The organism is Cellulosimicrobium sp. SL-1 (assembly GCF_011033075.1).
In the GTDB taxonomy this organism is placed as follows: domain Bacteria; phylum Actinomycetota; class Actinomycetes; order Actinomycetales; family Cellulomonadaceae; genus Cellulosimicrobium; species Cellulosimicrobium funkei.
This window is the reverse complement of the sequence record NZ_JAACJC010000013.1, coordinates 94,827-117,713: the sequence shown is the minus strand read 5'-3', so window position 1 is coordinate 117,713 and position 22,887 is coordinate 94,827. Positions and strand designations below refer to the sequence as shown.

General features: G+C 75.6%; 25 protein-coding genes. 10 read left to right on the top strand and 15 right to left on the bottom strand.

Annotation, left to right across the window (positions count from 1 at the left end; translation table 11 throughout):
* Positions 1 to 40: 40 nt before the first annotated feature.
* Together GWJ10_RS18660 and GWJ10_RS18655 are read left to right on the top strand one after the other, a co-directional pair.
* Positions 41 to 970, top strand: coding sequence for a DMT family transporter (locus tag GWJ10_RS18660; RefSeq protein ID WP_082774789.1), 930 nt, complete (start codon positions 41 to 43; stop codon positions 968 to 970).
* A gap of 23 nt (positions 971 to 993) precedes the next feature.
* Positions 994 to 2,001: a 1,4-dihydroxy-2-naphthoyl-CoA synthase gene (locus GWJ10_RS18655; RefSeq protein WP_061269147.1), complete on the top strand. Its 1,008-nt coding sequence runs from the start codon at positions 994 to 996 to the stop codon at positions 1,999 to 2,001.
* A 10-nt stretch (positions 2,002 to 2,011) separates the two neighbouring features.
* Here GWJ10_RS18655 and GWJ10_RS18650 read toward each other — a convergent pair whose 3' ends face one another.
* Together GWJ10_RS18650 and GWJ10_RS18645 are read right to left on the bottom strand one after the other, a co-directional pair.
* On the bottom strand, positions 2,012 to 2,269 hold the full coding sequence (locus GWJ10_RS18650) for a hypothetical protein (protein WP_076403217.1): 258 nt from the start codon (positions 2,267 to 2,269) through the stop codon (positions 2,012 to 2,014).
* 131 nt (positions 2,270 to 2,400) lie between these two features.
* The gene (locus GWJ10_RS18645; RefSeq protein ID WP_076403219.1) at positions 2,401 to 3,471 is read right to left on the bottom strand and encodes a DUF3048 domain-containing protein; all 1,071 of its coding nucleotides are present in this window, start codon (positions 3,469 to 3,471) and stop codon (positions 2,401 to 2,403) included.
* Between the two features lie 95 nt (positions 3,472 to 3,566).
* Here GWJ10_RS18645 and GWJ10_RS18640 point away from each other — a divergent pair, with 95 nt between their 5' ends.
* Both GWJ10_RS18640 and GWJ10_RS18635 read left to right on the top strand, forming a co-directional pair.
* Complete coding sequence (locus GWJ10_RS18640; RefSeq protein ID WP_163188871.1) at positions 3,567 to 4,862, top strand: AMP-binding protein; 1,296 nt, start codon at positions 3,567 to 3,569, stop codon at positions 4,860 to 4,862.
* 80 nt (positions 4,863 to 4,942) lie between these two features.
* Positions 4,943 to 5,812: a 1,4-dihydroxy-2-naphthoate polyprenyltransferase gene (locus GWJ10_RS18635; protein ID WP_043660717.1), complete on the top strand. Its 870-nt coding sequence runs from the start codon at positions 4,943 to 4,945 to the stop codon at positions 5,810 to 5,812.
* Between the two features lie 91 nt (positions 5,813 to 5,903).
* On the opposite strand, the gene GWJ10_RS18630 is transcribed toward GWJ10_RS18635, so the two are convergent.
* Positions 5,904 to 6,278 (bottom strand): DUF4229 domain-containing protein, encoded by a 375-nt coding sequence (locus tag GWJ10_RS18630; protein WP_206158445.1) that lies wholly within the window; start codon positions 6,276 to 6,278, stop codon positions 5,904 to 5,906.
* Positions 6,279 to 6,309: 31 nt separating this feature from the next.
* On the opposite strand from GWJ10_RS18630, the gene GWJ10_RS18625 reads away from it, so the two are divergent.
* Positions 6,310 to 6,774, top strand: coding sequence for a PLDc N-terminal domain-containing protein (locus tag GWJ10_RS18625; RefSeq protein ID WP_163188869.1), 465 nt, complete (start codon positions 6,310 to 6,312; stop codon positions 6,772 to 6,774).
* A gap of 205 nt (positions 6,775 to 6,979) precedes the next feature.
* Here the strand turns inward: GWJ10_RS18625 and ccsB are convergent, their stop codons facing one another.
* From ccsB to GWJ10_RS18595, 6 genes are all read right to left on the bottom strand, one after another.
* The gene (ccsB, locus tag GWJ10_RS18620) at positions 6,980 to 8,014 is read right to left on the bottom strand and encodes a c-type cytochrome biogenesis protein CcsB (protein WP_061269144.1); all 1,035 of its coding nucleotides are present in this window, start codon (positions 8,012 to 8,014) and stop codon (positions 6,980 to 6,982) included.
* Complete coding sequence (locus GWJ10_RS18615) at positions 8,011 to 9,951, bottom strand: cytochrome c biogenesis protein ResB (protein WP_163188868.1); 1,941 nt, start codon at positions 9,949 to 9,951, stop codon at positions 8,011 to 8,013. The genes ccsB and GWJ10_RS18615 overlap by 4 nt, the downstream gene beginning before the upstream one ends.
* A gap of 1 nt (position 9,952) precedes the next feature.
* Positions 9,953 to 10,708 (bottom strand): cytochrome c biogenesis protein CcdA, encoded by a 756-nt coding sequence (locus GWJ10_RS18610; protein ID WP_163188887.1) that lies wholly within the window; start codon positions 10,706 to 10,708, stop codon positions 9,953 to 9,955.
* Between the two features lie 95 nt (positions 10,709 to 10,803).
* Positions 10,804 to 11,379 carry a TlpA disulfide reductase family protein gene (locus tag GWJ10_RS18605; protein WP_061269150.1) on the bottom strand — a complete coding sequence of 192 codons (576 nt, stop codon included), beginning with the start codon at positions 11,377 to 11,379 and terminating at the stop codon, positions 10,804 to 10,806.
* Between the two features lie 211 nt (positions 11,380 to 11,590).
* On the bottom strand, positions 11,591 to 12,262 hold the full coding sequence (locus GWJ10_RS18600; protein WP_043655743.1) for a histidine phosphatase family protein: 672 nt from the start codon (positions 12,260 to 12,262) through the stop codon (positions 11,591 to 11,593).
* A 71-nt stretch (positions 12,263 to 12,333) separates the two neighbouring features.
* Positions 12,334 to 12,861 (bottom strand): MarR family transcriptional regulator, encoded by a 528-nt coding sequence (locus tag GWJ10_RS18595; RefSeq protein WP_163188867.1) that lies wholly within the window; start codon positions 12,859 to 12,861, stop codon positions 12,334 to 12,336.
* A 162-nt stretch (positions 12,862 to 13,023) separates the two neighbouring features.
* Here GWJ10_RS18595 and GWJ10_RS18590 point away from each other — a divergent pair, with 162 nt between their 5' ends.
* Positions 13,024 to 13,575 (top strand): YceI family protein, encoded by a 552-nt coding sequence (locus tag GWJ10_RS18590; protein WP_009862579.1) that lies wholly within the window; start codon positions 13,024 to 13,026, stop codon positions 13,573 to 13,575.
* A 121-nt stretch (positions 13,576 to 13,696) separates the two neighbouring features.
* On the opposite strand, the gene GWJ10_RS18585 is transcribed toward GWJ10_RS18590, so the two are convergent.
* Positions 13,697 to 14,371: a redox-sensing transcriptional repressor Rex gene (locus GWJ10_RS18585; RefSeq protein WP_021482510.1), complete on the bottom strand. Its 675-nt coding sequence runs from the start codon at positions 14,369 to 14,371 to the stop codon at positions 13,697 to 13,699.
* Between the two features lie 56 nt (positions 14,372 to 14,427).
* A complete protein-coding gene (locus GWJ10_RS18580; RefSeq protein WP_241005903.1) occupies positions 14,428 to 14,718 on the bottom strand; it encodes a glutaredoxin family protein in 291 nt (96 codons plus the stop codon).
* Positions 14,719 to 14,767: 49 nt separating this feature from the next.
* Between GWJ10_RS18580 and GWJ10_RS18575 the strand changes: the two genes are divergently transcribed.
* On the top strand, positions 14,768 to 15,640 hold the full coding sequence (locus tag GWJ10_RS18575) for an HAD-IB family hydrolase (RefSeq protein WP_163188866.1): 873 nt from the start codon (positions 14,768 to 14,770) through the stop codon (positions 15,638 to 15,640).
* A gap of 94 nt (positions 15,641 to 15,734) precedes the next feature.
* Here GWJ10_RS18575 and GWJ10_RS18570 read toward each other — a convergent pair whose 3' ends face one another.
* Positions 15,735 to 15,833 (bottom strand): AURKAIP1/COX24 domain-containing protein, encoded by a 99-nt coding sequence (locus tag GWJ10_RS18570; protein ID WP_003792170.1) that lies wholly within the window; start codon positions 15,831 to 15,833, stop codon positions 15,735 to 15,737.
* 185 nt (positions 15,834 to 16,018) lie between these two features.
* Positions 16,019 to 17,245, bottom strand: a complete 1,227-nt coding sequence (locus GWJ10_RS18565) for an acetoin utilization protein AcuC (protein WP_163188865.1) — start codon at positions 17,243 to 17,245, stop codon at positions 16,019 to 16,021.
* Between the two features lie 210 nt (positions 17,246 to 17,455).
* Between GWJ10_RS18565 and GWJ10_RS18560 the strand changes: the two genes are divergently transcribed.
* A complete protein-coding gene (locus GWJ10_RS18560; RefSeq protein WP_021483424.1) occupies positions 17,456 to 18,832 on the top strand; it encodes a potassium transporter TrkG in 1,377 nt (458 codons plus the stop codon).
* A gap of 172 nt (positions 18,833 to 19,004) precedes the next feature.
* Positions 19,005 to 19,709, top strand: a complete 705-nt coding sequence (locus tag GWJ10_RS18555) for a TrkA family potassium uptake protein (protein WP_061269154.1) — start codon at positions 19,005 to 19,007, stop codon at positions 19,707 to 19,709.
* A 420-nt stretch (positions 19,710 to 20,129) separates the two neighbouring features.
* Here the strand turns inward: GWJ10_RS18555 and GWJ10_RS18550 are convergent, their stop codons facing one another.
* A complete protein-coding gene (locus tag GWJ10_RS18550; RefSeq protein ID WP_163188864.1) occupies positions 20,130 to 20,708 on the bottom strand; it encodes a winged helix-turn-helix domain-containing protein in 579 nt (192 codons plus the stop codon).
* A gap of 77 nt (positions 20,709 to 20,785) precedes the next feature.
* Between GWJ10_RS18550 and GWJ10_RS18545 the strand changes: the two genes are divergently transcribed.
* Positions 20,786 to 22,111: an MFS transporter gene (locus GWJ10_RS18545; protein WP_163188863.1), complete on the top strand. Its 1,326-nt coding sequence runs from the start codon at positions 20,786 to 20,788 to the stop codon at positions 22,109 to 22,111.
* Positions 22,112 to 22,169: 58 nt separating this feature from the next.
* Here GWJ10_RS18545 and GWJ10_RS18540 read toward each other — a convergent pair whose 3' ends face one another.
* On the bottom strand, positions 22,170 to 22,865 hold the full coding sequence (locus GWJ10_RS18540) for a hypothetical protein (RefSeq protein ID WP_163188862.1): 696 nt from the start codon (positions 22,863 to 22,865) through the stop codon (positions 22,170 to 22,172).
* Between the last annotated feature and the right edge of the window lie 22 nt (positions 22,866 to 22,887).

The window sequence follows — 22,887 nt, the reverse complement described above, 5'->3', positions numbered from 1 at the left end:
GGCCCTGCACCCTGGTCCACGATGCTCCTACCGTCGAGGCATGACACCCGCACCCGAGCGTCCCGGCAGCCTGCGGACCGGCGACCTGCGCTGCGCCGCGGGCATGGCGATCGTCGGCTCGTCGTTCGTCGCGTCCGCGGCCCTCGCCGGGTTCCCGGTGCTGGGCGGCCAGGCCGCGCGCTACGCCGTCGCCGCGCTCGTCCTGCTCGCCGTCCTCGCCGTGCGCCGGGTCCCCTGGGTGCTCCCCTCGCCCCGCGCGCTCGGGCGCCTGACCGCGCTCGCTGCCACGGGGCTCGTCGGCTTCAGCGTCCTCGTCGTCGAGAGCGCGGGCCGCGCCGACCCGTCGCTCGTCGGGGCCGTCGTGGGCGCCTCGCCCGTCGTCCTCGCGGCCGCGGGCGCGCTGCGGGCCCGACGGCTCGCGGTCCGCACCCTCGCGGCCGCCGTCGTGGTGACCGCCGGGGTCGTGGTCGTCGAGGGCGGCGGCGCGGGCGACCCCGTCGGCGTCGCGCTCGCGCTCGGCGCGCTCGCGTGCGAGGTGTGCTTCTCGCTCCTCGCCGTCCCCCTCCTGCCGACGCTCGGCGCGCTGCGCGTCTCCGCCTACGCGTGCGTCCTCGCCGTGCCGCAGCTCGCCGTGCTCGGGCTCGTGCGGCAGCAGGTGTCGGGGAGCCCGTTCCTCGCGGTGCCCGACGGCGCCGAGCTCGCCGCGCTCGCGTACCTCGCCGTCGTCGTCACGGCCGTCGCGTTCCTCCTCTGGTACTCCGGGCTCGCGACGATCGGGCCCGCGCGCGCCGGGCTGTTCGCGGGCCTGCTGCCCGTGGCAGCGCTCGTCGCGTCGGTCGTGCTCGGGTTCGAGGAGCCGACCGCGCGGTCGGTCGTCGGGACGCTCGTCGTGGGAGCGGGGCTCGTGCTCGGCCTCGCCCCGGCGCGCGCACGCCGCCCGCTCGCCCACCGGCTACCGTGGCGGGCGTGAGCAGCACCGACCCCACCCCCGCCGTGCCCGACGACGCGAGCCGCGCCCCCGCCGGCCGGGAGCACGCGCTCCCCCGCCAGGTCTCCGAGACGTTCGACCCCCGCGCCTGGCGCGAGGTCGACGGCTTCGAGGCGCTCACCGACCTCACCTACCACCGCGGCGTCGAGCGCGACGCCGACGGCGCCGTCGTGCGGGACCTGCCCGTGGTCCGCGTCGCGTTCGACCGGCCCGAGGTGCGCAACGCGTTCCGGCCCCACACCGTGGACGAGCTGTACCGCGTCCTCGACCACGCGCGCATGACGTCCGACGTCGGGACCGTGCTCCTCACGGGCAACGGGCCCTCGCCCAAGGACGGCGGGTGGGCGTTCTGCTCGGGCGGCGACCAGCGCATCCGCGGGCGCTCCGGCTACCAGTACACGACCGCGCCCGACGGCGGCGGGGACGTGCACACGCGCGACGCCGTCGACCCGGGCCGCGCGGGGCGCCTGCACATCCTCGAGGTGCAGCGCCTCATCCGGACGATGCCGAAGGTCGTGGTCGCGGTCGTCAACGGCTGGGCCGCGGGCGGCGGGCACTCGCTGCACGTCGTCGCGGACCTGTCGATCGCGAGCCGCGAGCACGCGCGGTTCAAGCAGACCGACGCGAACGTCGGGTCGTTCGACGGGGGCTACGGCTCGGCGTACCTCGCGCGGCAGGTGGGCCAGAAGCGCGCGCGGGAGATCTTCTTCCTCGCGCGGGAGTACTCCGCGCAGGACGCGTTCGAGTGGGGCGCGGTCAACGAGGTCGCGGACCACGCGGACCTGGAGGCGCTCGCGATCGAGTACGCGCGCGTGATCGCGACGAAGTCGCCGCAGGCGATCCGGATGCTGAAGTTCGCGTTCAACCTCGCGGACGACGGACTCATGGGGCAGCAGGTCTTCGCGGGCGAGGCGACGCGGCTTGCGTACATGACGGACGAGGCCGTCGAGGGGCGCGACGCGTTCCTCGAGCGGCGCGACCCGGACTGGGGACGCTTCGGCTACGCGTTCTGACGGCCGCGGCTCAGGAGCCGCCGACGAGGCTCGTCAGCATCTCGAGGAGGCCGCGGCCGACGAACGCCGCCGCGACGGCGAGGCCGAACAGGAGCCCGACCGAGACGACGACCGGGACGGCCGATCGGGCGGCGCCCGGCTCGTCGTCGCGCGACGTGCGCGGCGCGTACGACGGCGGCAGCGAGGTGGGGGCCGGGCGCTGCGGGTTGCCCTCCGACGGGGTGCGGGGCTGGGACGGGTGGACGGGGTGCGGGACGACGGTTGCCATGACTCCACGGTGCCGCCCGGGACCCCTGCCGCGCGTCGGCCCCGCGGCTCGACCTGCGCGGCGGACGGTCCCCCTCGGGGCGGAGCGGACGTACGCCGTGGGGAGGACGCCGTCCGCCCGACGGCGGAGGGTCAGCCCACCGTCCAGCTCCCGGACCCCGTGGGCACGAGCTCGATCCACGACGTGCCCGGCTCGAGCTCGACGGGTGCCCCGTCGGCGCCGCTGAGCACGAGCGGGGCCTCGACGCCCTCCTTGGACCACGTCACCGCGACCTGCTTGCCGCCGCTCGCGACGACACCCTTGCCCGTCCCGACGAGCTGGGTCTCGGGGACCGCCACCCCCGCCGGGTCCTTGAACCGCGTGTCCACCATCGTCGCGGCGAGCAGCACGACGTTCGTCGCCGACAGCCGCACCTCGTCCGCGGAGACGGCCGGGCGGTCGCCCTCGCTGCGCACGTAGCGGCCCTCGCCGCCGTCCCACTCCCACACCGCGCGGCTCGCGTGCGTGAGACGCACGTCGAGCCGGGTCGCCGCGTCGCCCGCGACCGTCGCGGTCGCCGTCCCGGGCTCGCGGGCGAACACGAGCTGCGCGGGCGGCGGGGACGTGCGGTCGCCGTCGGCCTGGGCCCAGAACGCCTCCGGGCTGCCGTACACGTTGTGCGGGGCGCGCCGCGCGCGCGTGGTCGTGAAGCCGTCGTCGCCCTCGTCCATGACGACCGACTGGACGCCCGCGGCACCCAAGGCGTCGATGAACGGCTGCTGCCCGCCGGTGTACGCGAGGACGCCGTGCAGCGGCGCGACGATCGCCGGGTCCATGGGCCGCACCGAGCGGACGGGGCCCACGCTCTCGGGCACCTGCGAGTGGTAGACGGCGACGAAGCGCGTGATGCCGCCCTCGACGACCTCCTCCCACACGACGTCGGCCTGCTCGAGCCCCGTCTGCGGGCGCGCCTGGGGCGCGTTCTCGATCTTCACCGCGAGCGCCGGCCGGTCCGCGACCTCGTCGGCCGCGACGCCCGTGAGCGGCCACACGAGGGGGACGTCCGGCGTCGGGGGCACCTCCTTGGTGCCCGACACGTCGGGCTCGACCGTCGTGGTGCTCGGCGCCGTCGGCTCGCCCGCGCACCCGGCGAGCGCGACCACCGCCGCCACCACGACCGCGGCGAGCGCGCTCCCCCGGACTCCTCGTCCCGTCCTCGTCACCCTCGACCTCCCGACGGCCCGGGGCCCCTGCCCGTGCCGGCACCACGACGGACCTGTGTCCTCGGCCACGGTACGACCCGACCTAGGCTGATCCGGTGAACCGCGCCGTCGTCCCCGCCGATCTGGACGCCCTCGTCGCGGCGGTCGGGGCCGCGCTCGACGGCGACGGCCCGCCCGTCGCGCCCGTCCCGCTGCTCCCCCGCCCCCAGGGCTCCGGGCCGACCTCGGGCGACGTGCCCGCGGGCACCGCGCTCGTGCTGCGCACGTCGGGCTCGACGGGCGCGCCCCGGGAGGTGCTGCTCGGCGCCGACGCCCTGCGCGCGTCGGGCGCCGCGACGCACGAGCGGCTGGGCGGCCCGGGGCACTGGCTCCTCACGCTGCCCCCGACGCACGTCGCGGGGGTGCAGGTCGTCGCGCGGGCCCACGCCGCGGGGCGGGGCCTCACGGTCGCGCCCGCGGGCGAGCCCTTCACCCCCGGCGGGTTCGCGGCGCTCGTCGCGCGCGCCCCGCGCGGCGAGCGGCGGTACGTCTCGCTCGTCCCGACCCAGCTCCACCGCCTCGTCGAGGCGGCCGACGCCGGGTCCGCCGACGGCGCCGCGGGCCTCGACGCGCTCCGCTCGCTCGACGCCGTGCTCCTCGGCGGCGCCGCGACACCGCCCGCGCTGCTGCGCCGCGCGCGGTCCGCGGGAGCGCGCGTCGTCACCACGTACGGCATGACGGAGACGTGCGGCGGCTGCGTGTACGACGGCGTCCCCCTCCCGGGCGCGCGCGTCCGGCTGGTCCCGGCGGGCGACGCCGAGGGCGAGGGGGCGGGCGTCGTCGAGCTCTCCGGCCCGTTCCTCGCGCACGGCTACCTCGGGGAGCCGGACGGGACCGCGGCCGCGTTCCGCACCGACGACGACGGCACGCGCTGGTTCCGCACGAGCGACCTCGGGCGGCTCGACGGCCCCGCGGACGCGCCGGTGCTCACCGTCCTCGGCCGCGCGGACGACGTGATCGTCTCGGGCGGCGTGAACGTCGCCCCGGCGGCTGTCGAGGCCGTGGTCGGCGAGGTCGGGGGCGTCGGGGAGGCGTGCGTCGTCGGGGTGCCGCACCCCGAGTGGGGCCAGGAGGTCGTCGCGGTCGTCACGCTGGCGGGCGCGCAGCGCGACGACGGTGCCGCGTCGGGCACGGCGGGCACGGCGGGCACGGCGGGCGCCGGGGGCGTGACGAGCGCCCCGCCCGAGCTCGTCGCCGCCGTGCGGGGCCGCGTCGCGGATAGGCTGGAGCGGGCGGCCGCACCCCGCCGCGTGCTCGTCGTCCCGGACCTCCCCCGGCGCGGGCCCGGCAAGGTGGACCGCGCCGCGGTGGCCCGGATCGCCGTCGGGCACGGGCGCACCCTGCCCGGCTGAGCCGGCCGGACCACCCCGGGCACGACCGAGCAGCACGACCCGAGACGCACGACCGAGACGCACGACCGAGACGGAGCACCATGGCCAGCACCACCCAGTGGGTCGCGGGCGCACGCCCGCGCACCCTCCCTGCCGCCGCGACGCCCGTCATCGTGGGTTCCGGCGCCGCGGCCCAGGTGGACGGGTTCGCGTTCTGGCCCGCGCTGCTCGCCCTCGGGGTCGCGCTCGCGCTCCAGGTCGGCGTGAACTACGCCAACGACTACTCGGACGGCGTGCGCGGCACCGACCTCGACCGCGTCGGCCCGCTGCGGCTCACCGCGTCCGGGCTCGCGCGGCCCGCGCAGGTGCGCGCCGCGGCGTTCGCCGCGTTCGGTGTCGCGGGCGTCCTGGGGCTCGTCCTCTGCGCGGTCACGGGCCACTGGTGGCTCCTGGCGGTCGGCGCCGTCGCGATCCTCGCCGCCTGGTACTACACGGGCGGGCGCAACCCCTACGGCTACCGCGGCCTCGGCGAGGTCGGGGTGTTCGTGTTCTTCGGCCTCGTCGCGACGCTCGGCACCACGTACACGCAGGCCGGGGTGGTCACGTGGCCGTCCGCGGTCGGCGCGGTCGCCGTCGGGCTGCTCGCGTGCGCGATCCTCATGGTCAACAACATCCGCGACATCCCGACCGACGTCGTCGCGGGCAAGCGCACGCTCGCGGTGCGGCTCGGCGACTTCCGGGCGCGCCGCGCCTACGTCGCGATGATCTGGGTGCCGCTCCTGCTGGCGGTGGTGTGCGCGTTCGCGTCGCCGTGGGCGCTCGGCACGCTCGTGCTCCTGCTGCCCGCCGCGCTCCTCACCGTCCCGGTGGTCGCGGGTGCGCGCGGTCCGCTGCTCGTCCCGGTGCTCGCGGGCACCGGCCTGTTCGAGCTCGGCTACGGCGTCCTGCTGGGGGTCGGGCTGGCGCTCTGAGCGCGGGCCCGCTCGGGGTCGGCGGGCTCTGCCCCGGCGGGGTCTGCGCGGGGGCGGGCCCGGCCGGGCCGGCTCCGGCGCCCCCGGTCGGTCAGCGCGCCGGGGAGGCGCCCGGGCGGCCGGTCGCGTCGGCCTCGGCCTGGGGGCTGGACGTCCTGTCCACCGCGGCGGGGTCCGCGGACCCGGCGGCAGCCGCGGCGCCGTCGACGGCCGCGTCCTCGGCCGCCGCGTCGTCCTCGATCTCCCGGGAGAACCGCTCGCCCGTGCGGGCGCGGTGCTCGGCACGGGCGGCGAGGTAGCGCGAGGCCGCCTCGCGGGGCTTGCTCAGCGTCAGGTACGACAGCATGAGCGCGACGGCGGCCGCGACGAGCACGAGCAGCCAGCCGCGCAGGCCGGCGAACCAGAGGGCGCCGAGCGCCACCGCGAAGAGGAGCAGACGCAGGACGGAGTAGACGACGACAGGCACGACTCCAGGGTACGGCCCGTAGGCTGGAGCCATGCTCCGCGTCCTGCTCCCGCTGCTCGCCGTCGGTCTCGCCGTCTACGCGCTCGTCGACCTCGCCTCGAGCGACGAGGAGGAGCGCGGCGGCATCCCCAAGGGGCTGTGGGTCGTGCTCATCATCCTTCTGCCGCTCCTCGGCCCCATCGCGTGGATCCTCGTCAAGCGCTCGGCGTCGCGGTCCGGCGCGCGCTCCCGCCCCGCCGGCCGCCCCGGCCCCGGCTCGGCCGCCGGGGGCGCGCGGCGTCGTCGCAACGCGCCCGTCGCGCCCGACGACGACCCGGAGTTCCTCTGGCGGCTGGAGCAGCAGCAGCGCCGCCAGGCACGCGACGACTCCCCGGCGCCCGCCGACGACGCTCCGGCCACGGACGCGACGCCCGGGGACGAGCGCACCGACGACGGCGACGCGCGCCGCCCCGGCGCGAGCAACCCCTCGGAGGACGGCGACGACGCGACGCGCTGAGGCGCCTGGCGCGACCTGAGGGCTCCCGCCACGACGAGGCTCGCACCACCGGGTCCGCGACACCACGCGCCTCGCACCACCCCGCCCGCAGCACCACGAAGGCTCGCGCCACCCCGCCCTCGGTATGACACAAGGGGGCCGCCGTCCGGATCGGACGGCGGCCCCCTTCGTCGTGCGGCGCCGTGGTGTGCTGCGCGGCGGTCGGTCAGTCGCCCGGGTTGAGGCCCGAGTACGAGTGCTTGCCGTTGAACAGCAGGTTGACGCCGGTGAAGTTGAAGAGCACGCACGCGTAGCCGACGATCACGAAGTACGCCGCACGACGTCCGGACCACCCGCGGGTCGTGCGCGCGTGCAGGTAGGCCGCGTAGACGATCCAGACGACGAAGCTCCAGACCTCCTTGGGGTCCCAGCCCCAGTAGCGTCCCCACGCGTGCTCGGCCCAGATCGCCCCGCCGATGATCGTGAACGTCCACAGCACGAACGCGACCGCGTTGAGCCGGAAGCTCAGCGCCTCGAGCTGGAGCGCGCCCGGCGTGGAGTCGAGCCAGCGCCACCCGCGGGCCCCGAGGAACGCGTTGCCCGAGTCGCGCGAGTCGCGCAGCAGCTGGAGCACCGAGGTGACGAACGCGACGGTGAAGATGCCCGTCGCGATGATCGCGACCCCGACGTGGATGACGAGCCAGTAGGACTGGAGCGCCGGCTGCACGCCCGTCGCGACGACGAAGAACGCGTTCTGGGCGAGCACGAGGAACAGGACCGACAGCCCCGTGACGAACGAGCCCAGGAAGCGCACGTCGCGCTTGAGGGAGACGGCGAGGAACGCCGCGAGCGCGACGAACGTGCCCACGAGCGTGAACTCGTACATGTTGGCCCAGGGGGTGCGCCCGGCCGCGATGCCGCGCGTGACGATCGCGACGAGCAGCAGCGCGGTACCGAGCCACGTCAGCGAGACGCCGATGTTCGCGGCCTTGCGCGACGGCGACGCGGCGTCCGCCGGGTCCGCCTCGACGGCGCCCGTCGTGCCGGGCCCGTACGGGGAGGCCGACGAGGCGCCCGCGGCGGCGAGCACCTCGGCGCGGTCCGCGGTGCGCTCGCGCGCGTCGTCGGCCCGGGCGTCGGCGCGTTCGAGATCTGCGCGGCCCGCGAGGCGCGCGAGGTCGATCGCGAACGCGACGAGCGCGACGGTCAGCGCGGTCGCTGCGGCCCAGACGAGGTCCTGGCTCAGCTCGGCGAGGGTCATCGGTCAGCCTTTCGTGCGCGGTCGCGCGAGGTCGGGTCCTGTGCGGGACGCCCGGTGGGGCGGGTGCCGTCCGCCGGGGTACGCCCCGGCGACGAGGTGAGGTCGCCCTCGTCCGATGGTGCCACGCCCGGGAGCGCGGCGAGAAGCGAGTCGACCTCGCCCTGCAGCCCGGCGTCGTCGCCCCGGGCGAGCCCTGCGACGGCGACGACGGTCCGCTCGCGCGGGGCGTCGTCGTCGCCCGTGCCGGGCACCTCCTCGCGCCACGCCCGCACCCAGACGCGGCGGCGGGGCGTGAAGAGCGAGACGGCGAGGCCCAGCAGGGCGCCGAGCGAGAAGACGAGCACCCACGTCAGCGACGGGTCGTGCCGCAGGTCGAGGGCCACGTAGCGCGGCAGGGAGTCGAACGTGATGGTGCCGAGCCCGTCGGGGAGGTCGACGGTCTCGCCGGGCGCGACGAGGATCTTCACGCGCTCGCCGTCCTCGTCGACCGACGGCGTGAGGTCGTCGGTGTCGAGGCGGTAGACGTTCTGGGGCAGGCCCTCGTCGAGGCCCAGGTCACCCCGGTACACCTCGAGCACGAGGAGCGGGTTGATGGGCTGCGGGTAGATCGAGGCTGCCGTCTCGCCGTCCTCGCTGATCTCGGCCGTCGGCAGGAAGTACCCGACGAGCCCGATCTGGTCGAGGCCGTCCGACACGTCGGGCACCTTGATGACGCCGCGCGACGTGTACATCGTGTCCTCCGGGAGGAACGGCACGCGGCCCGAGAACGCGGTCTCGCCGTCGGCGTCGCGCACCGTGACCTCGGGCGCGAACCCGTTGCCCTGGAGGTAGATCTTCGCGCCGCCCGCGGTGAGCGGGTGGTTGACCTTGATGGTCTCCTCGTGGCGGGCGCCGTCGGGGTCGCGCACCGTGACGAACGCCGTGAAGTCGCGCGACTGGGCGAACGCGGCGGCGTCGGCCGCGAACTCCGACTCGAACGCGTCGAGCGTCATGGAGAACGGGACGAGCGACGACGGGCGGAACCAGGCCCCGTTCTCGAACGTGTCGTAGTCGACGACCGCGTTCGCGAACCCGCGGCCCTCGGTGACGATCGCCTGGCCGCGGTAGTGCAGGAGCTGGCCGGTCGCGACCGCGACGAGCAGCCCGACGAGCGACAGGTGGAACAGCAGGTTCCCGCTCTCGCGCAGGTACCCGCGCTCCGCGGAGACCGTCCGCGCGGCGGGCCGCGCGGCGGCGCGTCCGCGGGCGGGCGTCGCGTCCTCGGCGCCGGTGTCGACGCGGAAGGTCGGGAGCCAGGACAGGCGTCCGCGCAGGTGCGTGCTCGCCGCCTCGACGACCTCGTCGGGCGTCGCGTCCGTGACGGCCCGGCCCTGCGCGGGGAACCGGTCGAAGCGGCGGGGCGTGCGGGGCGGTCGGGAGCGGAGCGCCTGCAGGTGCGCCTTGGTGCGCGGCAGGATGCACCCGACGAGCGAGACGAACAGCAGGATGTAGATCGCCGAGAACCACACCGACGCGTAGACGTCGAAGAAGCCGAGACGGTCGAGCCACTCCCCCGTCGTGGGGTTCTCCTGGAGGTAGCGCAGCACCGCCGCCGGGTCCTGCGGGCGCTGCGGCAGGACCGAGCCGGGCACCGCGGCGACCGCGAGCAGCATGAGGAGCATGAGCGCGACCCGCATGCTCGTGAGCTGGCGCCACGTCCAGCGCAGCGCACCGCGCCACCCGAGCGACGGGAGCGCCGGGCCGCCGTCACCTCCCGCGCCGCCCTTCCCGCCCGACGGCGTCCGGTCCCCCGGGGCGTCGCCCGCGGAGAACGCGTCGTCGATGCCCTCGGGGCGGTAGCCCGTCCGCACGGTCGTGCGGGCCTCCTCGGCCTGCTCGACCTGCTCGGACTTCTCGGTCCTCTCGGTGTTCCCGGGCTCCCCGGTCCGCCGGCTCATCTCACACCACCGTCACGTATCCGCCGATCCAGCCCTGCAGCGACGTCGTCCACGTCGTCCACAGGCCCGTGACCAGCGCCAGACCGATGAGCACCAGCAGCCCGCCGCCGATCCGCATGATCGCGAGACGGTGCCGGCGCAGGAACCCGAGCATGCGCTGCGAGCTCTGCAGCCCCAGCGCGATGAGGAGGAAGGGCACGCCCAGCCCGAGGCAGTACGCGACGCCGAGGATCGCGCCGCGCCCCGCCGACGCCTCGCTGAGCGACAGCGCCTGGACGGCGACGAGCGTCGGGCCGAGGCACGGGGTCCACCCGAGCCCGAACACGATGCCGAGCAGCGGCGCCCCCCACAGCCCGGCCTGCGGGCTCACGTGCAGGCGCCGCTCGCGCTGGAGGAAGGGCAGCGCGCCGAGGAACGCGAAGCCCATGAGGATGACGACCACGCCGAGCACGCGCGTGATGACGTCCTCCCAGCGGACCAGGTGCACGCCGATCGCGCCCGCGGCGAACATGAGCGCCACGAACACGAGCGTGAACCCGGCGACGAACAGCCCGACGCCCGCGAGCACGCGGCCCCGGCTCGGTGCCGCGACCCGGGTGGCCGTCGTCGTGCCCCCGGACGCCTTGCCCCCGTCGCCGGTGGTGGCGGCGGCCATGCCCGAGACGTAGCCGACGTACCCCGGCACCAGCGGCAGCACGCACGGGGACGCGAACGAGACGAGGCCCGCGATGACCGCGACGGGCACCGCGAGCAGCATCGAGCCGCTCCACACGGTCGTCGCGAAGGTGTCGCCGATGCTCGACGCGGCGCCTGCGGGGACCGCGGCGGCGAGGGGCGTGAGGACGGGCACGGTCAGCTCTCGGCGAGGACGTCGTCGACCAGGGCGGTGAGCGTCGAGCCCTCGACGAGCCCGATGACGCGCGCCGCGACGCGGCCCTCGCGGTCGAGCACGACGGTGGACGGCACGGCCTGGAGCGGGACGGTGCCCGAGAGCGCCGCGACGACCTCGCCGGACCGGTCGTCGATCGACGGGTAGGGGACGTCGAACCGGCGCTGGAACGCCTGGGCGGCGCCCGCCTCGTCGGTCGTGTTGATCCCGAGCACCTGCACGCCGTCGTCGGCGCGGTCGTTGGCGAGCGCCACGAGGTCGGGCGCCTCGGCCCGGCACGGCGCGCACGCCGCGTACCAGGTGTTGAGCACGACGACGTCCCCGAGCCACGCGCTCGTGTCGACCTGCTCGCCCTCGTAGTCCGTGCCCGTGAGCGCGACGACGTCGCCGCGCTCGTCGGCGTCCCACGTGCGGACCGACCCGTCGCCCGAGACGAAGCCCTGCCCCACGACGTCGGTCGAGGCGCCGGAGTCCTGGGCGCACGCCGCGAGACCGAGGGTCGCGGCGAGCACGACGGCGCCCGTCAGCGCACGGCGCACGGGTCGCCGACGCGACGGCAGGGCAGCGGCCCGCGCCTCGACGGAGAGGGGGCGCGCGGCACGCGCGCGCGAGTCGGCGGTCACGACGGCATCACGGGACGCACCCTGCCCGCGCTTCCTGAACGGGACCTGAGAGACGTGACCTCCGCCACGCCCGAACCGTGCAGTTCGGGCGCGACGGCCGTGGCGACAGCGCTGGACATGACCGACGTCACGCCCCGGAGACGGTCGCCGCGCCCGGGAGGAGGTCCGCGACCGGCTCGGTGTAGTGCAGGCCGACCAGGCGGTCGTCCTCGAAGTGCAGCGACGTGAGCGACGCGAGCGAGCACTCGCGCTTGCGCGGGTCGTGCCAGAGCCGGCGGTTCTCGAAGCTCAGGCGCGTGAGCCACACGGGGAGCTGGTGGCTGACGAGCAGCGCCTCGTGCCCGGCCGCCTTGTCCCGCGCGTCGGCGACGGCGGCCCGCATGCGCGCGACCTGCTCCACGTACGGCTCGCCCCACGACGGGCGGAACGGGTTCCACAGGTAGGGCCAGTGCTGCGGGTGCCGCAGCGAGCCGTCGCCGACGCCGAAGGTCTTGCCCTCGAAGTGGTTCGCGGCCTCGATGAGCCGCTCGTCCGTGCCCAGCTCGAGGCCGAACGCCTCGGCGGCGGGCGTCGCGGTCTCCTGCGCGCGCTGCAGCGGCGAGGCCACGACGACCGTGAGGTCGGCGCGGGGGCGCGACGTGCCGTCGGGCCCGGGCTCGCCCGCGAGGTGCGCGGCGACGCGGCGGGCCATCTCGTGGCCGCGCTCGGAGAGGTGGTAGCCGGGGATCCGGCCGTAGAGGACGCCGTCGGGGTTGTGGACCTCGCCGTGGCGCAGGAGGTGGACGATGGTGGAGACCATGCCCACCAGTGTCCCGCACTCGGGGCGAGCGCACGCCACCGCGGGCCGGCGCGACGGGCCGGGACGGGTGGTCAGGCGTCGCGGTCGGCCTTGCACGCCTCCGCGACGGCCGCCATCGCCTCGCCCAGCGCCCGGAACTGCTCCGGCGTGAGCACGTCGACCAGGTACCGGCGCACGGCCGCGACGTGGGCGGGCGCCGACGCGACGAGCACGCGGTAGCCCTCGCTCGTCATCGCGCAGTTCACGCCGCGGCGGTCGCCCGAGCTCGCGGAGCGCCGGACCAGGCCGCGCGCCTCCATGCGCGCGACGGTGTGCGTCACGCGGCTGCGCGAGCGGGCGAGCCCGTCCGCGAGCGCCGACATGCGCAGCGTGTGGTCGGGGCTCTCGGAGAGGCGCACGAGCAGCTCGTACTCGTTGAGCGACACCTCGGACCGTTCCTCGTGGTCACGGCCGAGCGCCTCGATGAAGCGCACGCTCCCGTCGAGGTACGCGCGCCACAGGCGCTGCTGCTCCGCGTCGAGCCAGCGTGGCTCGGCGGCGTGGGCGGCGGGGGTGCGGACGGTGCTCGCCGTCGGGGTGTCGACGTCGTTGCGGGTCATGGGTCCTCGGCGGTGCGGGAGGGGCTGGGGGCGTGGGGGGTCGGAACATTGTTCCACCCCACGGGAATAGACGGACCGAGGGGTGCTGTTGATACGCTCGTTCCGAAGTTGAACGTTCAACCACTTGGTCCGCCAGGACCCCGACCACCCGCAGGAGCACCCATGGCCTCGTCGCTGCCCGCCGGCCTCACCGCCGGTACCTACGCCCTCGACGCGTCGCACTCGCAGGCGTCGTTCACCGTCCGCCACGCCGGGATCTCGAAGGTCCGCGGCACCCTCGCGATCACCGACGGCACGATCACCGTCGGCGACGACCTCGAGTCAACGTCCGTGACCGCCCAGCTCGACGCCGCGTCCGTGAGCACGGGCGACGAGAACCGCGACAACCACCTGCGCAGCGCCGACTTCTGGGACGCGGAGAACAAGCCGACGTGGACGTTCACGTCGACGCGCATCACGGGCGACGGCGACGACTACGTCGTGGCCGGCGACCTGACGATCAACGGCGTCACCAAGCCGGTCGAGCTCGAGACGGAGTTCGCGGGCACCGCGACCGACCCGTTCGGCAACCCGCGCGCCGGCTTCGAGGCGACCACCGAGATCTCGCGCAAGGAGTTCGGCCTCACCTGGAACGCCGCGCTCGAGACCGGCGGCGTGCTCGTCGGCGACAAGATCAAGATCGCGCTCGACGTCTCGGCCATCAAGCAGGCCTGACCGTCGTCCCGGGCACGTCCCGGGCGAGACCGGCGCCCTCCGGCAGGGGTGCCGCCCCGAGGGGCCGCGTGCACCGGCACGCGGCCCTTCGTCGTCCCCCGGGCCCAGGCGCCGGGGCCGCTCAGCGCTCCTGCGACGCCGCGAGGGCGCGGGCCTGCGAGTGGAACGCGAGGATCTGCAGCTCGCTGCCCACGTCGACGCCGCGCACGTCGACGTCCGCCGGGACCTGGAGCGCGCGCGGCGCGAAGTTGAGGATCTCGCGCACCCCCGCCGCGACCACGCGGTCCGCGACCGCCTGGGCGTGCGCCGCAGGGGTCGCGAGGACGACGATCGACACCTTCTCGCGCTCCACGACCTCCTCGAGCGCGTCGACGTGCTCGACGACGAGGCCCGCGGCCCGCGTCCCGACGACGTCCGGCGACGCGTCGAGGAGCGCCGCCACGTGGAAGCCGCGCTGCTCGTAGCCCGAGTAGTTCGCGAGCGCGTGCCCCAGGTTGCCGATCCCGACGATCGCGATGCGGTGCTCGTCGACGAGGCCCAGGGCCTCGGTGATGTACTGCGCCAGCGAGTCGACGTCGTAGCCCACGCCGCGCGTGCCGAACGACCCGAGGAACGACAGGTCCTTGCGCAGCTGCGCCGGGCCCACGCCGGACAGCTCCGCGAGCTCGACCGACGACGTCGTCCCGACGCCCCGCGCCACGAGGTCCCGCAGCGCGCGCAGGTAGGACGGGAGCCGCGCCACCGTCGCGCTCGGGATCCCCGGCGCCGTCACCTCACCGACTACCTGCTCAGCCACCGTCACTCCGTCGTCCAGGGACCGTCCTCGTCGACGGTCACGCTCCACGGGAGGAATCATCCCAGGTCCGCGCGCGGCGCCGAAATCCGGGCCACCGCACGCGCCAGCCGGCGCGCGTCCACGCGCCAGAACCCCTGCTGCACCCCGCCGACCGTGACGACCGGCACGTACTCGCCGTACTGCTCGCGCAGCGCCGGGTCGGTGCCCGGCGCGTCCAGGTCGAGCTCCGCCCACGCGACGCCCGCCTCGGCGCACACGTCCTCGACGACCGTCCGCGCGTCGTCGCACAGGTGACAGCCCGCGCGACCGAACAGCAGGACGGGGGCGGGGGCGTCGGAGGTGCTCACGCCTCCCAGGGTACGAGGCCCCGGCGGCCCGACCGCCTAGAGTGGAGGCATGGCGACGTCTCCCGGCCCGGGCCCCGACCCGACCTCCCGGCCGACGCTCCCCGAGGAGGCGCCCGCGCGCGCCCCCGGGCCGCCGCACCGCACCGCCGCGTTCTTCGACGTCGACAACACGATCATCCGCGGCGCCTCGTCGTTCCACCTCGCGCGCGCCCTGTACCAGCGCGAGTTCTTCTCGACGCTCGACATCGTGCGCTTCGCCGTGCACCAGGCCCGTTACCTCGTGTTCGGCGAGAACAAGCAGCAGATCGACCGCATCCGGTCGCGCGCGCTCGCGCTCATCGCCGGGCGCTCCGTCGCCGAGGTCACCGCGATCGGCGAGGAGGTCTACGACACCGTCCTGTCGCTGCGCATCTACCCCGGCACGCGCCGCCTCCTCGACGAGCACCTCGCGGCCGGCCACCAGGTGTGGCTCGTCTCCGCGACCCCCGTCGAGATCGGCGAGCTCATCGCGCGCCGGCTCGGCACGACGGGCGCGCTCGGCACCGTCGCCGAGCACGAGGACGGCTTCTACACGGGGCGGCTCGTCGGCGACATGATGCACGGCCGCGCGAAGGCCGCCGGGGTGCGGGCGCTCGCCGAGCGCGAGGACATCGACCTCGAGGCGTCGTACGCGTACGGCGACTCGCTCAACGACGTGACGATGATGGAGGCCGTGGGGCACCCGTGCCCCATCAACCCGGACGCCCGCCTGCGCCGCCACGCGCAGGACGTCGGCTGGCCCATCCGCGAGTTCCGCGGGCGCCGCCGCCGTGTCACGCGCAGCAGCGTCCGCACCGCGAGCTGGGCCGGCGCCGCCTGGGCAGCCGCGCTCGTCCTGCGCTCCGTGCGCCGCGCCGTCGACCGGCGCATCGCCCGCCTCTGACCCCGCCCGGGCCGCGCCCGGAGACGCGTCGAGCCCGGTCCCTCGGGAGGGGCCGGGCTCGACGACGGGTCGGCGCGTCAGGACGCGCGCGACGTCACTTCTTGTTGCGACGCTGGTGACGCGTCTTGCGAAGCAGCTTGCGGTGCTTCTTCTTGGCCATGCGCTTGCGGCGCTTCTTGATGACGGAGCCCATACGGTCCTCGCAATGCTCGAGCGGCGTGTCGGTCGGCGACCGGTCGACCGGCCGCGGGTGGTCCACGGTTGATCGGGGCCCCGGCGACCACGAGGGCGCCGCAAGCCGACCAACACGAGAGAAATCCGCCCCCTAGCCTACCCGCTCGCGCCCGTGCCCCGGTACGCGACCGGTCGCGGGGCGCCTCAGTCGAAGTGCGCGTCGAGGCCCAGCAGCGGGAAGACGGCCCGGCGCGTGGCCGCGACGGCGCGGTCGACGTCGTCGTCCGGGTCGTACCCGCTGCTCCACCGCCGGACCTCGACCTCGGGCCCGAACGCGAGCGGTGCGTCGAACCCGGCGACCTCCGCGACGCGCTCGCGCCACTCCATGGGCAGGGGCACGCCCGCGGTGACGGGCCGGTGCACGACCTCCCCCACGACGGCCGACCACACGAGCGGCACGACGCGCGCGATCGCGTACCCGCCCCCGCCGAGCGCGAGCCACCGCCCGTCGGTCAGCTCGTGCGCGAGCCCGTGCATCCAGGTCGTGGCCGTGCGCTGCGCGTCGACGGACACGTCGAGGTCGGACAACGGGTCCTCGCCGTGCGCGTCGCACCCGTGCTGGGTGACGAGCACCTCGGGACGGAACGCGCGCAGCACGGGCGGCACGACGGCGTCGACCGCGCGCAGCCAGCGGGCACCGTCGGTGCGGCGCGGGAGCGCGACGTTGACCGCCGTCCCCTCGGCGCCGGGGCCCCCGAGGTCCGTCGGGTGGCCCGTCCCCGGGAAGAGCGTCGCGCCGCTCTGGTGGACGGAGACGGTGAGGACGCGCGGGTCGTCCCAGAACGCCTCCTCGACGCCGTCGCCGTGGTGGGCGTCGAGGTCGACGTACGCGACGCGCTCGACGCCGTCGTCGAGCAGGCGCCGGATCGCGACGGCCGCGTCGTTGTAGACGCAGAAGCCCGACGCCGCGCCCGCCTTCGCGTGGTGCATGCCGCCCGCGACGTTCACCGCGTGCCGGGTGCGGCCCGCCGCGATCTCGCCCGCCGCCTCGTACGAGCCCGCGACGATCCGCGCGGCGGCCTCGTGCATCCCACGGAAGACCGGGTCGTCCTCGGTGCCGAGGCCGCGGGCCGGGTCGGGCGTGCCGTGCTCGGACGCCGCGCGCACCGCCGCGACGTACGCGGGCTCGTGCACGAGCTCGAGCACGTCGTCGGGCGCGGGCTCGGGCCGCACGACCCGCAGGTCCGCGTCGTCGTCGAGCAGGCCGAGGGCGCGCACGAGCCCCATCGTCAGGTCGAGCCGGGCCGGCGCCATCGGGTGGCCGGGACCGAAGTCGTAGCCGAGGAGCTCGGGGCTCCACACGACGCAGGCTCCGGGCGCCGCAGCCGCCCCGGTCGGGGCGGGCGACGACGTCGGGTCGGTCGTGGGCATGGCTCACGGTAACGCCCGACGGCGCGCCCCCGCCCCACCGACCGCGCGCCGGACCGCGCGGGGCCGCCGGTCCGGGCCTCCGCCGGGTCTCCGCGAGCCCCCGGTGCGGCGTCCGGGCCCGCGAGCGGGCATGATGTCCCGGCGCCGGAGCGGCGACATGACGGGCCACCGGGCCCGTGGCAGAGTGGCGCGAGTGGTGAGGGAGGCTCCATGCCGACGAGCATGACCGGGCGCCTGTTCAGGGGGCGGGAGATCGTCGACCGCCTCGCCCGGCAGTCCCCCGCCCGCCTCGCCGTCACCGTGTTCGCCGCCGTCATCGCCGTCTTCACCGCGCTGCTCATGGCGCCCTGGGCGACGGCGAGCGGCCGGTCCGCGCCGTTCGTCGACGCGTTCTTCACCGCCACGTCCGCCGTGTGCGTCACCGGTCTCGTCGTGGTCCCCACGGGGACCTACTGGTCGGGGTACGGGCAGGTCGTCATCCTGCTCGGCATCAAGATCGGCGGCCTCGGCGTCATGACGCTCGCGTCGATCCTCGGCATGGCCGTGTCCCGGCGCATCGGCCTCACGCAGAAGCTCCTCACCGCGTCGGAGACGAAGACGACGCGGCTCGGCGAGGTCGGCTCGCTCGTGCGGGTCGTCATCATCACCTCGACGTCGCTCGAGCTCCTCATCGCGCTGCTCCTGCTGCCGCGGTTCGTCGTGCTGGAGGAGACGTTCGGCGAGGCCGCGTGGCACGGCATCTTCTACGGCATCTCCGCCTTCAACAACGCGGGGTTCATCCCGACGGAGCACGGCCTCGCCCCGTACGTCGGCGACTGGATGCTGTGCCTGCCGATCATCCTCGGCGTGTTCATCGGGTCGCTCGGCTTCCCCGTCATTCTCAACGTCATGCGCAACCGCCGCCGCGCCTCCAAGTGGAGCCTGCACACCAAGCTCACGCTCACGACGAGCGCAGCGCTCGTCGTCGTGGGCACGGTGCTCTTCGCGGCCGTCGAGTGGGGGAACCAGCGGACCCTCGGCCCCCTCGACCTCGGCGAGAAGCTCCTCGCGTCGCTCTTCGCGGGCGTCATGCCGCGCTCCGGCGGCTTCTCGACCGTGGACACCGGCGGCATGCACGAGGCGAGCTGGCTCATCACCGACGCGCTGATGTTCGTCGGCGGCGGCTCCGCGTCGACCGCGGGCGGCATCAAGGTCACGACGCTCGCCGTCATGCTCATCGCCATCGTGTCCGAGGCGCGCGGCGACCGGGACATGGAGGCGTTCGGGCGGCGCATCCCGCGCGACACCCTCCGGCTCGCGGTCGCGGTGTCGTTCGTCGGCGCGACGGCGGTGCTCCTGTCGAGCCTGCTCCTGCTGGAGATCACCGGCGAGACGCTCGACGTCATCCTCTTCGAGACCATCTCGGCGTTCGCGACCGTGGGCCTGTCGACCGGCATCACGCCCGACCTGCCCGACGCCGGGAAGTACGTCCTCATCGCGCTCATGTTCGTCGGGCGCACGGGCACCATGACGTTCGCCGCCGCGCTCGCGCTGCGCGACCGCCGTCGCATCGTGCGCTACCCCGAGGAGCGCCCCATCATCGGGTGAGCAGCCCCGCCCGGCGGCGCGACCGCCGTCGGGCCGGACGCGACCGCCGCACGAGACCTGACCGACACCCCACCGCACCAGCGGACCGACGAAAGGCCCCACCGTGACCGACCCGTTCACCCGCGCCGCCGACGGGAAGGACGGCGCGTCCGCGGACCCCGTCGCCCAGCGCATCGTCGAGCGCGGCCGCGCGGAGCGCGCGCGCCGGGACGAGGCGAAGGCCCCGCGCAAGGACGCGGGCGTCCTCGTCATCGGCCTCGGCCGCTTCGGGACGGCGATCGCCGCGACCCTCGACCGTCTCGGGCAGGACGTCCTCGCCGTCGAGCGCGACCCCGACCTCGTCGCCCAGTGGAGCGGGCAGCTCCCGCTCGTCGAGGCCGACGCCTCCAACCCGGTGGCGCTCGAACAGCTCGGCGCGCGCGACTTCCCCGTCGCGGTCGTGGGCGTGGGCACGTCGCTCGAGGCGAGCGTGCTCATCACCGGCAACCTCGTCGACATGGGCACGCCCCAGATCTGGGCCAAAGCGATCTCGGCGGAGCACGGGCGCATCCTCCAGCGCATCGGCGCGCACCACGTCGTGTTCCCCGAGGCCGACGCCGGATCGCGCGTCGCGCACCTCGTCTCCGGGAAGCTGCTCGACTACATCGAGGTCGAGGACGGGTTCACGATCGTCAAGATGCGGCCGCCCCGCGAGGTGCAGGGGTTCACGCTCGCGCAGTCGAAGGTGCGCGAGCGGTACGGCGTCACCGTGATCGGCGTGAAGTCGCCCGGCGAGGAGTTCCTCTACGCGACCCCCGAGACCCGGATCAGCGCGAACGACCTGCTCATCGTGTCGGGTCACGCCGACCTCCTGGAGCGGTTCGCCGCTCGGCCGTGAGGGTCGGGCGGGGTCCGGTCGGGTTCGGTCGGGTTCACAGCCCGCGGGTCGGGTCCGCGGTGGGGTCGGACCGTGCGCTCGGACTGGCGCACCGTCGCCCTGGTCTTCCGGGCGAAGGTCTGAGGAGTGCGCCTTGACGTCCTTCGCGCACGGTCCGACCCCACCGCTCGTCCTGGCCGTCGCCCTGGTCTTCCGGGCGGAGGTCGAAGGAGTGCGCCTCGACGTCCTTCGCGCACGGTCTGACCCCACCGCTCGTCCTGGCCGTCGCCCTTCGTCCCGTGGTTCGGGCCTCGGTCCGGTGGTCCCTCGAGGTCGGTCTGGCGCCGTCGTGCCACGGGAGCACAGGGCTGTCGCGCCGCGTGGGGGCACGCATCGCCGAGATCCTCGCCGCTCGGTCTGCCCGGCTCGTCCGGCCGGTCGTCAGGAGGGTGGGCGGTGCAGGACGAAGAGGCCTCGGTGCAGGGGGCGGTCGTGGCGGTCGGCGTCGGTCGCGACGTACTCGTCGAGGACGGCGAGGATGCGGCGGTCGAGCTCGGCGACGTCGTCGTCGGAGAGGTGCAGGTAGAACGCCGCAGAGGTGGTGACGGCGTCCGGACCGGCGGCGAGGGCGTCGTCGAGCGCTGCGGCGACGGGACCGAACTGCACGCCGGGCGCGGCGTCGCGCAGGGGGTCGTCGAGCCACCACGTGGCGCCCGTGGCGCGGTAGGGGCGCTCGAGCGCGCCGCCCGCACCCGTGCGGACCTCGGCGGGCTCGAGCAGCCCGGCGCGCACGAGCAGCCGGACGTGGTGCAGGGCCGTGCCCGGCGGGACGCCGAGGTGGTCGGCGAGCTCCTTGTTCGTCATCTCGCGCGTGCCGCACTGCCGCACGATGCGCTGGCGCAGCGGGTGCGCGAGCGCCTTGGCCTCGAGCGCGGTGGGCGGACGACGGCTCGGCACGGTGGCCGCACGCGGACCGGGGACGCGCCCCGGCGCGGGCTCAGGGGTGGGCTCGGCGGTCATGGAGACATCGTACGGAACTCCGATCGAGAGCGCTCGATCGATTGGGATTTCTCGATCACTGTGCCATGCTGGGCGCCATGGCCTCTCGACCCGGGCGCCGACGCCCCGCCGCCGCACCGCTCGGTGCCCCGTTCCGGCGCCTGTGGGCCGCGTCCGCCGTCTCCAACCTTGCCGACGGGGTGCTCAAGGTCGCGCTCCCGCTCGTCGCGGTCCGGTACACCGAGTCGCCGGCGCTGGTCGCAGGGCTGACGTTCGCCCTCACGCTCCCGTGGCTGCTCTTCGCGCTGCCCGCGGGCGCGCTCGCCGACCGCCTCGACCGGCGGCTCGCGATGGTCGGAGCGAACGTGGCGCGCGCGGTGCTCGTCGTCGCGCTCGCGGCCGTCGCGCTCGTGCCCGACGCCGGGAGCATCGCCGTGCTGTACGTCGTCGCGTTCGGCGTCGGCGTCACCGAGACGCTGTACGACACCTCGGCGCAGTCGATCCTCCCGCAGGTCGTGCCGCGCACCGCGCTCCCCCGGGCCAACGGGCGCCTCTACGCGGCGGAGCTCACGACGAACCAGTTCGTGGGACCGCCCCTGGGCGGGCTGCTCGTGGCTGCGGGCGCCGCCCTCGCGTTCGGCGTCCCCGGCGCGCTCTGGGCGCTCGCCGTCGTGATGCTGCTCGGGCTGCCCGGCACGTACCGGACGGTGCGCACGACCCGGACGACGCTGCGCGCCGACGTCGCCGAGGGCCTGCGCTTCCTGTGGCACGACCGCATCCTGCGCACCCTCGCGATGATGGTCGGCGGCATCAACTTCGCGAGCAACGCCGCGTTCGCGGTGTTCGTGCTCTACGCGGTCGGCCCCGACTCGCCCCTGGGCCTGTCGGAGCCGGCGTACGGCGTGCTCCTCACCGCGACGGCGGTCGGGGCGTTCGCCGGGTCGTTCGTCGCCGAGCGCGTCGTCGGGACGATCGGGCGCGCGCGCTCCCTCGCGCTGACGATCCTCGGCACGGTGGCCTTCGTCGGCGTCCCCGCGGTCACGACGAACGCGTGGGTGATCGGCGCCGTCTCCGCGGTCGGCGGTGCCGGGATCGCCGTGTGGAACGTCGTGACGCTGTCCCTGCGGCAGCGCATCACGCCCGACGCCCTGCTGGGCCGGCTCAACGCGTGCTACCGGCTCCTCGCGTGGGGGACGCTGCCCCTCGGCGCCGCCGTGGGCGGCCTGCTCGGCGAGCTCTTCGGCCTGCGCACGGTGTTCGTGGTCATGGCGGTGGTGTCCGGCGCGACGCTCCTGGGGATGCTCGTCGTCGACGACCGGGCGATGGACGCCGCGGAGGCTGCCGCGGACGCACGCGACGCCGACGCACGCCTGGCCGAGGCCGCGCGGCCTGGCGCCGACGCGGAGCCGCAACCGGAGAGCTGACCCTGCGGGCGCGCCGGAGGGGCGCGCCGACGAGGTGCGCCCGGAGAGGTGCGCAGGCTCAGGCCGCGCCGCCCCTGCCTGCCCGACGGCGCAGCGCCGCCCCGGCCAGGACCGCCGCCCCGGCCAGCGCCGCGGCGAGGCCCAGGCCCGCGCCCGTCGTCGCCAGGCCCGGGCGCGAGGAGCCCGGCCCGCCGCCCGCCGCCGCACCACCCGACCCGCCCGCTCCCCCGGGCCCCGCGGACGGCGTCGTCCCGGGCTCGTGCGGCTCGCCGGGGGCGGCGAGCACGAGGAAAGGCTCGGACACCACGTCGGCGCCGCCCGCCGTCGGCACGAGGCGCACGTGGTGCTCGCCCGGCGTCGTGCCGGCGGGGATCGTCGCGACGAAGAGGAACGCCCCGGCGGCGTCCGTCGTGACGGTGCCCAGGAGCACGGGATCGCTCTCGAGCCAGACCTCGTGGACGGAGTGCGGCGCGAGGCCGGTCCCGCGCAGCTCGAGCCTGCCGCCGACGACGAACGGCCCGGAGCCGACGACCGCCACGCGCGGCGCCGTCGGCGCCGCGCGCTCGGTGATCTCGACGCTGACGCGCACGCCGTCGGCGGGGTCCGTGACCGAGATCGCGACCGGGGTGGCGGCCGGGGCGGCGGCCGCTGGGGGGATGGTGGTCGGCGTCGTGGCGCCGGCCGCGCCCGCGGGCACGACGAGCGAGCCGGCGAGCACGAGGGCGGCGAGCAGCCTGCGGGTGGTCGTCGTCACGCGGGGAACCTCTTCGTCCGGC

What these genes read in the sequence shown, in the direction of transcription:
- GWJ10_RS18660 (WP_082774789.1), top strand. Translation starts at nt 41, where the DNA reads ATGACACCCGCACCCGAGCGTCCCGGCAGCCTGCGGACCGGCGACCTG.
- GWJ10_RS18650 (WP_076403217.1), bottom strand. Translation starts at nt 2,269, where the DNA reads ATGGCAACCGTCGTCCCGCACCCCGTCCACCCGTCCCAGCCCCGCACC.
- GWJ10_RS18635 (WP_043660717.1), top strand. Translation starts at nt 4,943, where the DNA reads ATGGCCAGCACCACCCAGTGGGTCGCGGGCGCACGCCCGCGCACCCTC.
- GWJ10_RS18625 (WP_163188869.1), top strand. Translation starts at nt 6,310, where the DNA reads ATGCTCCGCGTCCTGCTCCCGCTGCTCGCCGTCGGTCTCGCCGTCTAC.
- ccsB (WP_061269144.1), bottom strand. Translation starts at nt 8,014, where the DNA reads ATGACCCTCGCCGAGCTGAGCCAGGACCTCGTCTGGGCCGCAGCGACC.
- GWJ10_RS18615 (WP_163188868.1), bottom strand. Translation starts at nt 9,951, where the DNA reads ATGAGCCGGCGGACCGGGGAGCCCGGGAACACCGAGAGGACCGAGAAG.
- GWJ10_RS18610 (WP_163188887.1), bottom strand. Translation starts at nt 10,708, where the DNA reads ATGCTGCTCGCGGTGCCCGTCGCGGTCATCGCGGGCCTCGTCTCGTTC.
- GWJ10_RS18600 (WP_043655743.1), bottom strand. Translation starts at nt 12,262, where the DNA reads ATGGTCTCCACCATCGTCCACCTCCTGCGCCACGGCGAGGTCCACAAC.
- GWJ10_RS18595 (WP_163188867.1), bottom strand. Translation starts at nt 12,861, where the DNA reads ATGACCCGCAACGACGTCGACACCCCGACGGCGAGCACCGTCCGCACC.
- GWJ10_RS18590 (WP_009862579.1), top strand. Translation starts at nt 13,024, where the DNA reads ATGGCCTCGTCGCTGCCCGCCGGCCTCACCGCCGGTACCTACGCCCTC.
- GWJ10_RS18575 (WP_163188866.1), top strand. Translation starts at nt 14,768, where the DNA reads ATGGCGACGTCTCCCGGCCCGGGCCCCGACCCGACCTCCCGGCCGACG.
- GWJ10_RS18570 (WP_003792170.1), bottom strand. Translation starts at nt 15,833, where the DNA reads ATGGGCTCCGTCATCAAGAAGCGCCGCAAGCGCATGGCCAAGAAGAAG.
- GWJ10_RS18565 (WP_163188865.1), bottom strand. Translation starts at nt 17,245, where the DNA reads ATGCCCACGACCGACCCGACGTCGTCGCCCGCCCCGACCGGGGCGGCT.
- GWJ10_RS18560 (WP_021483424.1), top strand. Translation starts at nt 17,456, where the DNA reads ATGCCGACGAGCATGACCGGGCGCCTGTTCAGGGGGCGGGAGATCGTC.
- GWJ10_RS18550 (WP_163188864.1), bottom strand. Translation starts at nt 20,708, where the DNA reads ATGACCGCCGAGCCCACCCCTGAGCCCGCGCCGGGGCGCGTCCCCGGT.
- GWJ10_RS18545 (WP_163188863.1), top strand. Translation starts at nt 20,786, where the DNA reads ATGGCCTCTCGACCCGGGCGCCGACGCCCCGCCGCCGCACCGCTCGGT.